Raw genomic sequence first — 15,261 nt, 5'->3', positions numbered from 1 at the left:
AATGCATATTTGAACGCCCACCCACACCCACTATCAGGCAGTCTTCCTAGATGATCTTTCTGAGCGCACTTCCCGTTCTGGCCACCATTTTTGCTCTGGCTTTAGGCGTTCGCTCACTCCATGCGGCCCTGCTCGGTATTGCAGCCGCGTTGCTGGCCATCAGCTTGGCATTTCCAGTGCCCGCATCCAGCATCGCTGCGCTAACACTGCGCTGGCTGCCGGTCGTCACAGAAGTGTTGTTGATCGTAGGGGGCGGGCTGCTGCTGTCCGAGGTATTGCATCAAACAGGTGGCCAAGCTGCACTGGCCCGCTGGTTGCAAGGCCGCTGCAAGCCGGGGGTTGCGACCACCTTGCTGGTGGTACATGGCGTCACGCCATTCGCTGAATCGCTAACGGGCTTCGGTATCGGCGTCACCATCGGCATCCCATTGCTCACGCACTTGGGGCTACCTCCACGCAAAGTGGCCGTCGTGGGCTTGCTTGGCCTGTGCGCAGTCCCTTGGGGGTCGATGGGGCCGGGCACGCTGATCGGCGCAACCTTGTCTAATCTGACTTTTCATGACCTGGGCGTTGCCTCGGCCCTCGTTAACAGCGTTGCTTTCGTAGCGACTGGCGTAGTAGCAGCGTGGCTCACCACCGCCAACGTAGGTCGAACCAAAGCCGTATTCCACGGCATTCTTTCAGGCTTGGCCCTGACCGCTGCCGTATGGGCTATGAATAGTTTGTTTGGCACAGCAGCAGCTGGTGCACTAGGTGGTTTAGTGATGGTGGCCTTACACCTGCTGATAGGACGGCAAAGAGCACCCGGCCCTGCGCTAGAACGCATGGGGCGAAGGGCTTTAGCAAGCTACGCCGTGTTGCTTGGCGGTGTATTGGTTGCTGGTTGGTGGGTACGCGCTGCGGGCCTGTCCGAGCACTGGCGCTACATGGCCTCGCCTGCCCTGTGGCTTTTCATTGCTACGGTTTGGTTTGCCCGTGGTCAACAGGTGCACGGGGCCGCACAGCGCGCATGGCAATCGTGGACGAAAGTTGCGCCCGTTACAGGACTGTTCATCGTGCTGGGCGTACTGATGGCCGTATCTGGTATCGCTGCATTTTTGGCCAAAATACTCGCTGAGTCAGGCGCGGCCTATCTTGCAGCGGCTCCTTTTGTGGGGGCTGTAGGAGGCTTTGTGACTGGTTCTGGCAGCGGGGCCAATGCCATGCTGGCGGCAACCCAAGCCGAAATCGCCCGTTCACTTGGCGTGCATGTTCTCTGGTTCATGGCCGTGCACAACGTTGCCGCAGCGTTTTTGTTGATGGCCTCGCCGGGCAAAGTAGAAATGGCGATCCAACTCGCTGGTGGCGATGCATCAGACCAACGACGCTGGATTCAAGCCATGGTGCTGTGGGTGGCATTGACCGTGGTCACGGTGCTGGCAGTGGTGAACGTTGTGGGCGTCGGCCACATTCTCATCGGGTGATTGGCATCGCGCCGAATCAGACCGCAAGAAACAGATTTTTTGTCATTCAGAACATGATTACGCTGACCCCTCTCATGAAAACCAATCGGAAACGCCATGTGCGACGAACATTCAATCGCCTTCCCTTACGCTACGGACAATGAACGCTGGGAAGCTGTACGCACACGAGACCGCCTTGCAGACGGTCATTTTGTCTATGCGGCGCGAACCACAGGCGTATATGGCCACCCCAGTTCTGCGGCACGGATACCCAAGCGAAAGAATTTGGAGTTCTTCGCTTCTGCGCAGTTGGCCGAAGCGGCTGGCTACCGCCCCAGTCAGCGTGCACAGAATAAGAGCATCCACACTGCTGTGATCGCACAGAGCTGCCGCTTAATCGAAACAGCAGAAACTTCACCCCATCTGGATGCATTGGCCGAGCAGGCGGGTATGAGTCCATTTCACTTTCATCGCGTTTTCAAGGCTGAAACTGGCTTGACGCCCAAAGCCTATGCCACCGCTTTCCGGGCCAGCAAATTACGTGACGAATTGAATACTGCCACTGGTACGGTGACCGATGCCATCTATGGCGCAGGCTTTCATTCCAACAGCCGGTTTTACGCAACCTCCGAGCAGGTGCTGGGCATGCGAGCCAAGGAATACCGCGCAGGCGGTGTAGGCGCCGTGATTCGGTTTGCCGTGGGCGAATCGGCGCTCGGGTCGATTCTGGTAGCACAAAGCCAGCGCGGCATTTGCACCATTTTGTTGGGCGATGACCCGGACCGTTTGGTACGCGATCTGCAAGACCAATTTCCCAAAGCCGAGCTGATTGGTGGCGATGGGGATTTCGAGCAACTGGTGGCTCAAGTGGTCGGCTTCATTGAAGCGCCCGGCATTGGCTTGAATTTGCCGCTAGATGTACGCGGCACAGCGTTTCAACAGCGTGTGTGGCAAGCGCTACGTGATATTCCAGTAGGCGAAACTGTCAGCTACGCCGAGATTGCCGAACGCATTGGCGCGCCTAAGGCTGTGCGTGCGGTCGCGCAAGCCTGTGCGGCCAACTCTATCGCGGTGGCCATTCCTTGCCACCGCGTGGTGCGGCGCAATGGCGAAATTTCAGGCTACCGCTGGGGCGTTGATCGCAAACGCGAACTGCTGCGCCGCGAGGCCAAAACTTGAGCCGTGGCGCATTGAGCAACCATGCAGCAAGCAACGTGCTTGGCTCAACTTATTGCACTGCCCTTGATCAGCGTGCAGGCGCGCGCATCAGCGTAAACAAGCCCGAGACCACAATCAACCCTGCGCCCCAAAAAGTGCTTGGCGACAAGGCCTCACCAAAAAAAATGACACCCAACCCAATACCGAACAACAAGCGCGAATAACGCAGCGGGGTAACAGCGGAAACATCTCCTGTGCGCATGGCTTTCATAAGGCTGGCGTACGCAGTAGTGCCAATAGCCGATGCCAACACAATAGCACCCAGTGCAACCGCATCGCCCCACACCCATGCAGCTGGCTTATAGATCGCCACCGCAACACCGGCAACCACCACCGATAAATACCCATAAAACCCCAGCACAGCGGCACCTAAACTGGCCGGTGCAAGGCGGCTTGCCAGATCGCGTCCAGCAAAACCCAACATGCCAATCAGGGCCAAAATGGCCAAAGGGGAAAACCCATCACTCCAAGGTTGCACAATCACCAATACGCCACACAACCCCACCACAATGGCCAGCCAGCGTTGCCATCCAACGCGCTCGCCAAAGAGCCATGCTGCAGCTGCGACCACCACCAACGGCGTAGCCTGCAAAATCACTGTCGTCGATGATAAAGGGGTCAAGGCCAATGCCAGTACGAAAAACAAGCGCCCGGTCACCTCGAAAATAGCGCGAACAGCCATCGTGCGCGAAAGCACCTCTGGCACCAGCACCGAACGACCGCTGCTACGCGTTATCAGCCCAAAAATCAACATGCCACCAAGCCCCAGCAGAACGAGCACCTGCGCAATGGGCATCCCCTGGGAAGCACGTTTGACAAACATATCTTCCAGAGCAAAGGCCGCCATGGCCGCGACCATCCATGCCCCACCCCGTAAATTGGCTCTGCGCTGCTCGACGAGGGCCTCTGCACTCGCAATGGACGGAAAATCAGCCATAGTGAAAATGGATCGTGATGTCAGAACTCTTGTTGCCCTTTGATGCGTTCAATCACACCATTGAGCACGTCAAGTGAAGCAAACGGAATGCGGATTTCGCCCGACTCTTGCACTTGGCCGTTTTTCTTCTTCAGGCGCTTTTTGATTTGAATGTCCACCTCGGCCATCAACAGATCAGAGAGGATTTCTTCAACACGTTTGACGTCACCACTCTTGCGGTTGCTGGTTTTCTTCGCCCCTTCTGTCCCTTTTCCTTGGGCCACGCGTTTGACGAGGCTTTCCGCCTCACGCACGGTGAGTTTTTTTGCAGCAATCTCATTGCCTGCGGTGATTTGCTCAGCCTTGCTCAAAGCCAACAAAGCGCGGGCGTGCCCCATTTCAATGTCACCGGCCATCAGCATGGTTTGCACAGGATCAGCCAGATTGAGCAATCGCAGCAAGTTACTGGCTGCGCTGCGTGAACGCCCTACCGCTTGCGCGGCTTGCTCGTGCGTCAAACCAAACTCTTGCACCAAACGCTGCAAGCCCTTAGCCTCTTCCAGCGGGTTCAAGTCCTCACGCTGCATGTTTTCGATCAGCGCCATCGCTGCAGCGGCATGGTCATCGACCTCGCGCACCAGCACTGGCACCACGGCCAAGCCCGCTAATTTACTGGCACGGAAGCGCCGCTCGCCTGCAATGATTTCATAGCGCCCCGCGTTCTCGCCACTGCTGAGTTGGCGCACCAACAAAGGCTGCATGATGCCTTGGTTCTTAATGCTTTCTGCCAGCTCATACAACGCGCCTTCGTCCATATGCGTGCGGGGCTGGTACTGGCCGGGCACGAGGTCTTCCAAGGCCAACTCACGCGGTGTGCCATGGGTTTGCGCAAAGGCCGATTCGGTTTGTGCCACTTCAGTGGCTTTGGGGCCCAACAGGGCTTCCAGGCCGCGGCCCAGGCCTTTGGTTTTTTTGGCTGTTGCCATTGATATTCTCCTCGTGTCTTATTGAAGTCTAGGCTTGCTTGATCAGCGCTTGCAGGCAGCTATGCCCTTCACTCCAATCGCCCAACCCACTGTCACTGTTGATATGGCCAAGATCGCCGACCACGTCCAACCGACTGCCCCAATGCTCGGCCATCCACTGTGCTCGTGCCAAGGTGCAGTACGGGTCATTGCGACTGGCCAAAACCGCACTGGTAAACGGTATGCGTTCAGTAGGAATAGGCTGCCAAGTCGGCAGCAAATGGTGAATCGGTTCAGCTTGCGTATCAGGTGGTGCCACCAACAAGGCCGCTTGAACGCGGTGGACATGGTGGCTATAGTGGGCCCACCGGGCCACCAATTGGCACCCTAAACTATGGGCAACCAGCACAATTTTTTGCTGCTCAGGCGTGGCCAGCACGGCCTCTTCCAGCTGGATTTGCCAATCCCCACTCTTGGGGTGATTCCAATCGTGCTGTTGCACACGGGTGTACCCGTACAAAGCCTCCCAACGGCTTTGCCAGTGCTGCGCATCAGAGTTCTGCCACCCGGGAAGCAAGAACACAGCCAGTGAAGAAGCAGAAGTCATATACATGCCTGTAGAGCACTTAGAACGTGTTTACGTTCTTAAATCAGGAAGAAGAAGGCTTCACCAGCCCAATGGGGACCGCATGACTGGTCGCCGCTTTCGTTACCTTGGTCCCATTTTTAGGGAGTTTGCCTCCATTGCGAACAACCAGTTCTTCAGCGAACTCCAAAAATGCCTTGCTACCTTTGGCACTGGGGTCATAGACCACACCCGGCAAACCATGGCTAGGCGCCTCAGCCAGCCGCACATTGCGCGGAATAATGGTCTCAAAGACCTTATCGCCAAAATGCTGCTTGAGCTCTTCGCTGACTTGCTGCTGCAGCGTCACGCGTGTATCAAACATGACCCGCAAGATCCCGATGATTTTCAAATCGCGGTTCAAATTGGCGTGCACTTGCTTAATGCTGTTGACCAGGTCGGTCAACCCTTCCAGCGCATAGTATTCGCACAGCATAGGGACGATTACGCCCTTTGCCATGCACAGCCCATTGAGCGTCAGCAATCCTAGTGATGGCGGACAATCAATCAAAATGAAATCGAACTGTTCTTGCACATCGGCCAGCGCATTGCGCAAGCGGTTCTCGCGCTGTTCCATACTGACCAGTTCAATCTCAGCGCCCGCCAAATCACGGTTGGCACCAATCACCTGAAATGAGGCCGCCGGTGAACTCTGCATCGCTTGCACTGCAGTGCAATTGCCCAACAGCACGTCGTAAACCGAATGTGGCAATGCTCGTTTATCCACACCGCACCCCATGGTGGCATTGCCTTGTGGATCAAGGTCAATCAGCAACACCCGCTGCTCTATTGCTGCCAATGCAGCGGCCAGGTTGACAGTCGTGGTGGTTTTACCCACCCCGCCCTTTTGGTTTGCTACACAGTAGATTTGCGCCATTTTCCCGTCCTGTTATCCAACTCACTCGTGATCAGCGGCTGATCATAGCCGTATTGCTTACGACAATGAATTCAATTGTCAGATTTAAGCATTCGATGTCCGCATCCAAACAAGGCAACGTTCCGCATCCACTTCAGGAATTTGCAACTGTTCCACGTGAAACACATTCACATGGCTTGGCAAAGCCAGTATTTCATCCTGCGGGTGCTTGCCTTTCATGGCCATCCAAACCCCTTGCGGATGCAGCAATGGCGTGGTCAAACCAACAAAATCGCTCAAACTGGCAAACGCCCTTGACGTAATCAGACTGTAGATTTTTCCTAAAGACTCAACCCGGGCATGCGTCGCCTGTAAATTCGGCAATTTCAACTCTGCACCAGCTTGACGTACAAAGGCCATTTTTTTGGCCACTGCATCGACACACTGAACATGCACCTGTGGACAACAGATCGCCAGTACCACGCCAGGCAAACCACCACCGGCGCCCACATCCAATACTTGTGCAGGCAGACCAAGCTCTTGTAATTTTTGCAGGGCAACTTGAAACGGCCGGACTACTGCCAAACAGTCCAGCAAATGCAAGCGCATCATCTCTTGCGGATCGCGCACTGCCGTGAGGTTGTACACCTTGTTCCATTTTTGCAACAGTTCCACATAGTGCAGTAACTGCGCCTGTTGCCCTGCATCAAGCGGCACCCCCAAAGCGTGCGCCCCTTGTTCGAGCATTTGGGCCAAGGTAAGAGTATTTGACGCCATCAGTTACTCACCTCATCTGCTGCAGCCCAACGTTTGCCCATTTTTTTCAAATGAATCAACAGAAGGGAAATTGCCGCAGGCGTAATCCCTGAAATACGAGATGCTTGCCCCAAGGTTTGCGGCTTATGCTTGGTGAGTTTTTGACGCACCTCAAAAGACAATGCAGCCACCTGGCTGTAGTCCAAATTTTCTGGCAACAGCAAGTTTTCAAAGTGAAGCGATTTTTCCACTTCTTCTTTTTGACGGTCAATGTAGCCGCTGTACTTCGCCACAATCTCAACCTGCTCCACCACAGCTTCAACCATCTCGCCCAATGTTTCACGTGAAACAGCATCGTCGCTAATCTGCACTTTGCTGTCAGGCAATGGTTGGAAACTCATCAAATCTGCATAAGTCACGCCGGGGCGGCGCAACAGATCAAATAGGTTGTATTCATGTTCGATGGCTTTGCCGAGCACCCGCTCACTCTCCTCTTTTGGCAAAGTTCGCGGCGTTACCCATGTGGCTTTCAAACGGGCAGTTTCCATATCAATGGCATCACGCTTACGGCAGAAGGCATCCCAACGGGCATCATCAACCAAGCCCAGTTTGCGGCCTGTTTCGGTCAAACGCAAATCAGCATTGTCTTCACGCAGTTGCAGGCGGTATTCCGCACGGCTGGTGAACATGCGGTAAGGCTCCGTCACTCCTTTGGTAATGAGGTCATCGACCAAAACGCCAAGGTAGGCTTCATCGCGGCGCGGCAGCCAAGCCTCTTTTTCTTGCGCCTGCAACGCGGCATTCAAACCAGCAAACAAGCCCTGTGCCGCAGCTTCTTCATAACCCGTTGTTCCATTGATTTGCCCGGCAAAAAACAGGCCTTGAATTTGGCGTGTTTCAAAACTACTCTTGAGCGAACGCGGGTCAAAATAATCATATTCAATGGCATAGCCTGGGCGCAAGATATGGCAATTCTCTAAACCGGGCATGGAGCGCACCAACGCATATTGAATATCAAATGGCAAGCTGGTGGAAATGCCATTGGGGTACACCTCATGGGTATCCAACCCCTCCGGTTCCAAGAAAATTTGATGGCTGTCTTTGTCCGCAAAACGGTTAATTTTGTCTTCCACACTAGGGCAATAACGCGGCCCAACCCCTTCAATCTTGCCGGTAAACATAGGGCTGCGATCAAACCCACTGCGAATAATGTCGTGGGTTTGGGTATTGGTATGCGTGATCCAGCAAGAAATTTGCCGGGGGTGCATTGCACGATTTCCCATGAAACTGAAAACTGGCAGATGATCCGGGTTGTCCCCTCCAGGCACACCATCACCGGGTTGCTCGGTGCACTTGCTGAAGTCAATCGTACGGCCATCTAAGCGAGGCGGCGTTCCAGTTTTCAAACGCCCTTGGGGCAACTGCAGCTCTTTCAGCCGTGCAGACAAAGACACCGCAGGCGGATCTCCCGCCCGACCTGCTTGATAATTGTTAAGCCCAACGTGAATACGCCCATCCAAAAACGTCCCAGCAGTGAGCACTACCGTGCGCGAGCGAAAGCGAATCCCCACTTGGGTCACCGCCCCCACCACACGATCGCCCTCTAATATCAAGTCGTCTACCGCCTGTTGGAACAACCATAGATTCGGTTGGTTCTCCAGCATGCGACGAATGGCCGCTTTATACAAAATACGGTCTGCCTGCGCGCGCGTTGCCCGCACTGCAGGGCCTTTGCTGCTGTTGAGGGTTCTGAACTGAATACCTCCCTCATCCGCAGCCAGCGCCATGGCACCTCCCAAGGCGTCCACTTCCTTAACCAAATGGCCCTTGCCAATGCCCCCAATGGAAGGATTGCAGCTCATTTGTCCCAATGTCTCGATGTTGTGCGACAGCAGCAGCGTTTTACTGCCCATGCGCGCAGCGGCCAATGCCGCTTCAGTGCCAGCGTGGCCACCGCCAACAACAATGACATCAAACTCTTGGGGATAGATATAGGGGGATGCGGTTTCAGCCATGATTAAAGGCGCCGTCAAACTATGCGCCTCAGTATGCAAAAACGCCATTTTACCGAAGCCGCATCAATCGGGCTGACGCGGCACAGATCGTACAGAAAACGATGCATGCAGCGCTCGCTCATACATCACTGTTTCACGTGAAACACGCTTATTTCAGCCAAGCAAATTGAGGTGCGAAACCGAGGCAGCCTTACCACCGTGCTGGAACAAACTGGAATAGTCACAGCACTCTTGTGCCAATGCTGCAATAGAAGAAATCACCCCACTGGCATGGTTGGCGTTTTGCAATGCAACGTAATGCATTGGCGGTAATGGGTCAGTTAATGCAATCTCTTCCAAATACCCTTGCCGAAAGAAAGGCTCCAAGCACTGGCGCGGTAAATAACCAATTCCTACCCCTACATTGAGTAGCCCGATCAATGCCAATAAATTGCTGGTCTCAAATTCCGCTTTCGCATGCAAGTCGTACTTCTGCAACCAGCGGGCATAGTAAATTCCTGAGCCCGATCTATCACCTTGCACAATGCGCCTGTATTGCGTCAATTCAGTAGGCTCAAGCAGCTTACCTTGTGGCACCAGCCCGGGTTTGGCTGCCCAGACATTGGCCACTGCAGTCAATGGCGTAGTCACCACACCTGCGTCAGAGAACGCATCGGGCACCACGACCAAGTCCAGACGTTCGTGAAGCAGTTCACGGTGCAATGCCACGCTGGTATCCACATGGGGGATCAGTTCTAATTTAGGGTAATGGCGTTGAATGCGAGTCACCCACTGCGACAACCACGTCATGGCTGTCAGTTCTGTCACACCAATACGCACCCGCCTTTGCACCACATGGTTTTGCAAAAATTGCTCTAAGGCCGCGTCTCGCTGGGCCAGCAACTGCCCTGCAAGTACCACCAACTCTTGTCCTTTTTCTGTCAGTTGTGCGGCACGTGCCGTGCGGTCGAACAGGCTTGTGTCCACCTGTTCCTCCAATTCGCGCACACGCCTTGAAATCGCCGATTGGGTGGTATGCAGGTGCTCTGCCGCAGCAGCAAAACCTCCCAATCGGTGAATCCAGTAAACGGCTTCGAGCTGTTTGTATGTCCACATAGGCGTGCAATCGTTATTCGGGTAAGCCCTAGAAGCATCACATTTTACGAAGCTTCCTTATCAATATTTCTCGTTTTTCTTTCACCGCTGTTTTCATCAGAATCGACATATCCCAATTTCTCGTTTTCCTCCATGTCTGACAGCACTTTAGAACTTGCCAAACAATTTGCCGACATCGTCACACCCCATATCAGCGACAACCTGCAACGGATGTCCGGCATCGTGGGCCTGCAACGCTTTCACAAAAGCAAAAAGCTGGTGGGTACGGCCCTCACCATCAAATGCAGACCCGGCGACAACCTCTACATCTACAAAGCATTGACGCAATTGCAGCCCGGCCAAGTGTTGGTAATTGATGGTGCAGGCAACGACTCCAATGCCTTGGTTGGTGAGCTGATCATGCTCTATGCCCAGGCCCATGGCTGTGCTGGTTTTGTGATTGATGGCGCCATTCGCGACAGCGCCGCTTTCTACGAAGCGGACTTTCCTTGCTATGCGCGCTCAGTCGTGCACCGCGGCCCTTACAAGCTTGGCCCCGGCGCCTTGAATGTTCCAGTCAGCGTGGGTGGGCAAGTCATTGAGTCTGGCGACATCATTGTCGGAGACGAAGACGGCGTAGTCAGCTTCGCCCCTTCCCAAGCACCTGCACTACTGGCTGCTATTGCAAAAACACAAGCCAAAGAAGAGGGCATCAAACAAGAAATTGCCACTGGCAACCGCGACCAAGCCTGGCTTAACGCCGTGTTGCAAAGCGCAGGCATTTGATTGCGCCATCCCTATAACACCTTATTCAGGAGACTTTCCATGTCTTTAACAACCACACGCCGTCACCTCCTTTCCCTTGGTGCCGCATTGGGCCTTGGTTGCGCTACCATCGGCACAGCATTTGCCGACACAAGCAGCTATCCCAGCAAACCCATCAAAATCACTGTGCCTTGGGCACCAGGCGGTGCAACCGATGTCATCACACGCCTTTTGGGCCAACACATCGCCACCGAATTGGGCCAACCCGTGGTGGTCGATAACAAGCCCGGAGCAGGCGGCAACATTGGTACTGGTGCATTCGTACGCGAACGCCCCGATGGCTACAGCCTGCTCATGGCCACCAGCAGCACCAACGCCATCAATCCCAATCTCTATAAAACTTTACCCTTCAAACCCGTGAAGGATTTTGCGCCAGTCGCACAGGTTGCCACCGTGCCCAACATTTTGGTGGTGCCAAAAGATTCGCCCTTCAAATCGGTTGCAGATATTGTTCAGGCCGCCAAAAACAAACCCGGCACACTCTCGTACGGATCAGCCGGCAATGGTTCCTCGCAACACCTTGCAGGCTCCATGTTCATCAAAGCTACAGGTGTTGAAGTCACACATATTCCTTACCGGGGCTCCGGCCCTGCTGCCGCTGACCTGATTGCAGGCCATCTGGACTTCATGCTCGACACCGGCTCCATGCCACATATCAAGAGTGGCTCACTCAAAGCATTGGCTGTTGCCGCTGCACAGCGCCTGCCAGGTTTGCCCGACGTTCCAACATTTGAAGAACTGGGCTACAAAGACTTTGAAGCGGCCGCTTGGTATGGCATTGCTGCTCCTGCAGGCACGCCAGCTGAGATCGTCGAAAAGCTCAACACTGCCATCAACAATGCCTTGAAAGATGACAACATCAAAGGCCGTCTGCAAGACTTTGGCGCTGTGGTTGCAGGCGGCTCTGTGCAGTCATTCGAGGACTTCTTTGTCAGCGAAATTGATCGCTTTGCCATCTTGGTTAAAGAGTCCGGTGCGACAGTGGAATAAACCTGCAGCCCCTTAGAACGTGTTTAGGACCGATACACAGGCAAGCACCTGTGGCACAGGTCAAGAGCCCTCCTGATGGAGGGCTTTTTTCTTTGTGCAGCCCGTAAAGCACATCAAAAACACATGGATGCAACACGCATGAAAAGCGCCATACCATGGCAGACAAAACCATGCATAGCACTGCTAAAGCATGAAAAAGCATTACAAGCTATTATTTTCAGCAGTGCCTGCACAGCCTATGGCTGCAGTGCATCCACGCACATGGGATTCCCGTCAACATGGGTTACAGGCATAGCCCAAAACCACGTTGACCCCATCCATCACTGTTGAACTCAAGGTGTTTTTATGAAGCTTTACTACAGCCCAGGGGCCTGCTCTCTGTCTCCACACATCATTTTGCAAGAAGCAGGTTTGGCCCATGAACTGGTTTTCACCAGCACCAAAACGCACAAACTCAAAGATGGAACAGACTTCTACACCATCAACCCGCTAGGCTATGTCCCGGTTCTTGAACTCGATGATGGTCGCCGACTGGTCGAAGGGCCAGCCATCGTGCAATACATTGCCGATCAAGTGCCAGACAAGCAACTCGCCCCCGCCAATGGCACGTTTGAACGTGCGCTGGTGCAAAGCCGTTTGAATCTGATTGGCACAGAACTGCATAAAAACTTCTCGCCCCTGTTCAACCCTGCAGCCACTGAAGAAACCAAAGCCGCAGCAAAAGACAAGCTGCGCAACCGCTATCAATACATCGATAGCCTGCTCAGCAGCGACGCGTACATCGCCAACAACACCTTCAGCGTCGCTGATGCGTATTTGTTTGTTGTCACCTCCTGGGCACAGCATGTCGGCCTTGATCTGAGTGCCTTCGCGCATGTGCAAGCGCACTCTGCTCGCATTGCTGCCCGCCCCGCCGTACAAGCAGCCCTCCAAGCCGAAGGCCTGCTCAAGTAAACACCGCCTGCCAACAGTGGCTTCTTGCCGCCCTGTGTGTCAGGCCCACTTCGGCAGCCTCTCTTTCTTTTTTTGACCTCATCGACCATGTCCCAAACGCTGTTCACGCCCTTTACCGCAGGTGACATCACCCTGGCCAACCGCATCGTGATGGCACCGCTCACGCGCAACCGTTCACCAAACGCAATCCCCAATGACCTCAACGTGCTGTACTACAGCCAGCGCGCCACTGCAGGGCTGATCATCAGTGAAGCCACGGCCATCAGCCACCAGGGTCAGGGCTATGCCAACGTCCCCGGCTTGTACGCCCCAGAGCAAATTGAAGGCTGGAAAAAAGTCACTGACGCGGTGCACACCCAAGGTGGAAAAATCGTCACTCAGCTCTGGCATGTGGGCCGCATTTCTCACCACCGCCTGCAGCCTGATGAAGGCGCGCCAGTCGCTCCTTCAGCCATTCAAGCTGAAGCCAAAACATACCTGGTTGAAGCCGATGGGCAAGGCCACTTTGAACCAACTTCAGCTCCACGCGCACTGACGCTGGAGGAAATTCCCGGCATCGTTCAAGACTACGTCAAAGCTGCCGCTGCCGCCATCAAAGCCGGTTTTGATGGCGTAGAAATCCATGCTGCCAATGGCTATTTGATTGACCAGTTCCTCAAAACCGGTGCGAACCAGCGCACCGACGCCTACGGCGGCAGTATTGAAAACCGTGCACGTTTTTTACTCGAAGTCGTGCAAGCCATTACCCATGAAATCGGCGCAGGAAAAACCGGCATTCGCCTCTCTCCTGTCACGCCAGCCAACGGTATTGTCGACGCCGATCCGCAACCCTTGTTCACCTACGTGCTGCAAAAACTCACGGCGTTCCCGCTGGCTTACATCCACATCATTGAAGGCGCCACCGGTGGCCCACGCGAACTGCAAGACCGGCCATTCGATTACGACGCTGCGCGCCAAGCCTACCAGCAAGCAGGTGGAAAAGCAGCATGGATGGTCAACAACAGCTACGACAAAGACTATGCAGAGGCCGTACTCAATGCTGGCAAAGCCGATTTGGTTGCCTTTGGCAGACCATTTATTGCCAACCCAGATTTGGTCGCACGCTTTGCGCAAAACGCTCCGCTCAACGCACCAGACCCAAAACGCCTATACGGCGGTGGAGATGCCGCAGGCTACACCGATTACCCCAGTCTGCAGCAAACCAGTGGGCAATCCAACGGCTAAACACCAATCATGCCCACCACCAGCACTGGTTTAAACCGACCGGTCAAAAAGCAGCCTTCATGGGCTGCTTTTTTTATGCATCTACCGCAGCAATGCAACGGGCCAGATCAAAACACACCATAACAAGCTGTGGATAAGTATTGGGATGACACCTGCATGGTTTGGGGATGACGATGGCCTTTCTCAGCCCAGCAGAAGTTATCCCCAATTCTGTGACACGGCCACCCCCCTTCGCTGCACATACTTAGCAGAATCCTAAATAATTGTTTTTAAAATGGAAAACCAAGTTATCCACAGAAAAACAGGTCCTTTACTACTACGATTACTTCTTCTTTATTCAAATGTTTAGCAGTCGTAGTCGGCACCTGCATTTTTTAAAATTCGGCCGCACACAACGTTCAGGAACGAAACGTATCTGTCTATTCACAGGCAAAAACCTACCCCGCCGGTATGCCTAAACAGAACTATTGATTTGCGGCCAACAACGGCAATGTGTCCACGCCCGATGACGAGTCATGACACATAAAACCATTTGGGCTGTACACAATTCTTTTTTAAAAGTTCAACCGCCATTGAAATGGTTGAAAACAGCAACCAGCGGCCTTTGCCAACAGGCATTCAGCACGCTTAATGCACAACATGCTGTGGATAACCGCAAGGATCGCACTTGTACGCTTTGGGGATAGAAGTGCCCAATCAACCAAACTGCTGAGTTATCCCCAATTCAAAGCATCGATGACAAGGGTTCACCACACACGCTTGTCAAATCAGCAAAACCATGTTTTTAAAAAGAAAAATAAAGTTATCCACAGAATAATCTGGGCTTTACTACTACCATTATTTCTTTTTTATTCAAAAAATATAGCCATCGTAGAGAAGTGCATGCAATGCAATGAATGGACCATGCGCGGTTCAAAAAACGGGGTTTTAAAAGCAGCGCAACAAATCAAACTTGGTGCAAAAGCAAAGAAACCGGCAAAAACGGGTACTAAGGCCTGTCCAAAGGGCAAACTTCAAAAATCCTGATCAAAGTGCTATGCCCATCTAAGAACAGCTTTAAACACGGTTGTAGTGGCTTGACGAAAGGGTTTACAGTTTGGCAAGCCATAAACGACAACAGCAGCGTAAAAGCTGCTGTTGTGTACGGCGTGAACGGTGAGCGCCAGTGTTGTACCGCGTCAAACACAAAATACCAAGCTTTGAAGTACCAGGTTTTAGAACCAAACCCGGTATCTTTTCAACGAATGGTCATTACATCTCTCAACCCATCCCTCAACCCCTCACCTTAGCGCGGCGCCAAGGCCGTGCGCCAGCCGCACAGGCCATCAGCAGCGCCAGTGCCGCCAAAGCCCACGTGCCTAAGCCTGGCACCGGCTGCACCGTGGGGGCAGCCACAGCAGC

15 protein-coding genes are annotated in these 15,261 nt (G+C 53.8%); 7 read left to right on the top strand and 8 right to left on the bottom strand.

Features of this window, described 5'->3' with window-relative positions; translation table 11 throughout:
* Positions 1–50: 50 nt before the first annotated feature.
* Positions 51–1,463 (top strand): L-lactate permease, encoded by a 1,413-nt coding sequence (locus tag E9531_RS16360; RefSeq protein WP_136574845.1) that lies wholly within the window; start codon positions 51–53, stop codon positions 1,461–1,463.
* A gap of 96 nt (positions 1,464–1,559) precedes the next feature.
* Positions 1,560–2,621 (top strand): bifunctional DNA-binding transcriptional regulator/O6-methylguanine-DNA methyltransferase Ada, encoded by a 1,062-nt coding sequence (gene ada / locus E9531_RS16355; RefSeq protein ID WP_136574844.1) that lies wholly within the window; start codon positions 1,560–1,562, stop codon positions 2,619–2,621.
* Between the two features lie 67 nt (positions 2,622–2,688).
* On the opposite strand, the gene E9531_RS16350 is transcribed toward ada, so the two are convergent.
* From E9531_RS16350 to E9531_RS16320, 7 genes are all read right to left on the bottom strand, one after another.
* Positions 2,689–3,597: a DMT family transporter gene (locus tag E9531_RS16350; RefSeq protein WP_211343471.1), complete on the bottom strand. Its 909-nt coding sequence runs from the start codon at positions 3,595–3,597 to the stop codon at positions 2,689–2,691.
* Positions 3,598–3,617: 20 nt separating this feature from the next.
* Positions 3,618–4,562, bottom strand: a complete 945-nt coding sequence (locus E9531_RS16345; RefSeq protein ID WP_136574843.1) for a ParB/RepB/Spo0J family partition protein — start codon at positions 4,560–4,562, stop codon at positions 3,618–3,620.
* A gap of 28 nt (positions 4,563–4,590) precedes the next feature.
* Entirely contained in the window at positions 4,591–5,148 is a 558-nt protein-coding gene (locus tag E9531_RS16340) for an RBBP9/YdeN family alpha/beta hydrolase (protein ID WP_136574842.1), read from the bottom strand.
* 43 nt (positions 5,149–5,191) lie between these two features.
* Entirely contained in the window at positions 5,192–6,043 is an 852-nt protein-coding gene (locus E9531_RS16335) for a ParA family protein (RefSeq protein ID WP_136574841.1), read from the bottom strand.
* Between the two features lie 84 nt (positions 6,044–6,127).
* Entirely contained in the window at positions 6,128–6,799 is a 672-nt protein-coding gene (rsmG, locus tag E9531_RS16330) for a 16S rRNA (guanine(527)-N(7))-methyltransferase RsmG (RefSeq protein ID WP_136574840.1), read from the bottom strand.
* Complete coding sequence (mnmG, locus tag E9531_RS16325) at positions 6,799–8,793, bottom strand: tRNA uridine-5-carboxymethylaminomethyl(34) synthesis enzyme MnmG (protein ID WP_136574839.1); 1,995 nt, start codon at positions 8,791–8,793, stop codon at positions 6,799–6,801. The genes rsmG and mnmG overlap by 1 nt, the downstream gene beginning before the upstream one ends.
* A gap of 153 nt (positions 8,794–8,946) precedes the next feature.
* Positions 8,947–9,888 (bottom strand): LysR family transcriptional regulator, encoded by a 942-nt coding sequence (locus E9531_RS16320; RefSeq protein WP_136574838.1) that lies wholly within the window; start codon positions 9,886–9,888, stop codon positions 8,947–8,949.
* A gap of 132 nt (positions 9,889–10,020) precedes the next feature.
* Here E9531_RS16320 and E9531_RS16315 point away from each other — a divergent pair, with 132 nt between their 5' ends.
* From E9531_RS16315 to E9531_RS16295, 5 genes are all read left to right on the top strand, one after another.
* A complete protein-coding gene (locus tag E9531_RS16315) occupies positions 10,021–10,653 on the top strand; it encodes an RraA family protein (RefSeq protein ID WP_136574837.1) in 633 nt (210 codons plus the stop codon).
* A gap of 39 nt (positions 10,654–10,692) precedes the next feature.
* Positions 10,693–11,682, top strand: coding sequence for a Bug family tripartite tricarboxylate transporter substrate binding protein (locus E9531_RS16310; protein WP_136574836.1), 990 nt, complete (start codon positions 10,693–10,695; stop codon positions 11,680–11,682).
* Positions 11,683–12,027: 345 nt separating this feature from the next.
* Positions 12,028–12,636 carry a glutathione transferase GstA gene (gene gstA / locus E9531_RS16305; RefSeq protein ID WP_136574835.1) on the top strand — a complete coding sequence of 203 codons (609 nt, stop codon included), beginning with the start codon at positions 12,028–12,030 and terminating at the stop codon, positions 12,634–12,636.
* An 87-nt stretch (positions 12,637–12,723) separates the two neighbouring features.
* Positions 12,724–13,860, top strand: a complete 1,137-nt coding sequence (locus E9531_RS16300) for an alkene reductase (RefSeq protein WP_136574834.1) — start codon at positions 12,724–12,726, stop codon at positions 13,858–13,860.
* A gap of 639 nt (positions 13,861–14,499) precedes the next feature.
* A complete protein-coding gene (locus E9531_RS16295; protein WP_136574833.1) occupies positions 14,500–14,886 on the top strand; it encodes a hypothetical protein in 387 nt (128 codons plus the stop codon).
* 246 nt (positions 14,887–15,132) lie between these two features.
* On the opposite strand, the gene E9531_RS18000 is transcribed toward E9531_RS16295, so the two are convergent.
* On the bottom strand, positions 15,133–15,231 hold the full coding sequence (locus tag E9531_RS18000; protein ID WP_425293602.1) for an IPTL-CTERM sorting domain-containing protein: 99 nt from the start codon (positions 15,229–15,231) through the stop codon (positions 15,133–15,135).
* Positions 15,232–15,261: the final 30 nt, after the last annotated feature.

Source organism: Lampropedia puyangensis (assembly GCF_004833285.1).
Classification (GTDB): domain Bacteria; phylum Pseudomonadota; class Gammaproteobacteria; order Burkholderiales; family Burkholderiaceae_C; genus Lampropedia; species Lampropedia puyangensis.
The sequence above is the reverse complement of the archived record's forward strand: the minus strand, read 5'-3'. Positions and strand labels throughout refer to the sequence as shown.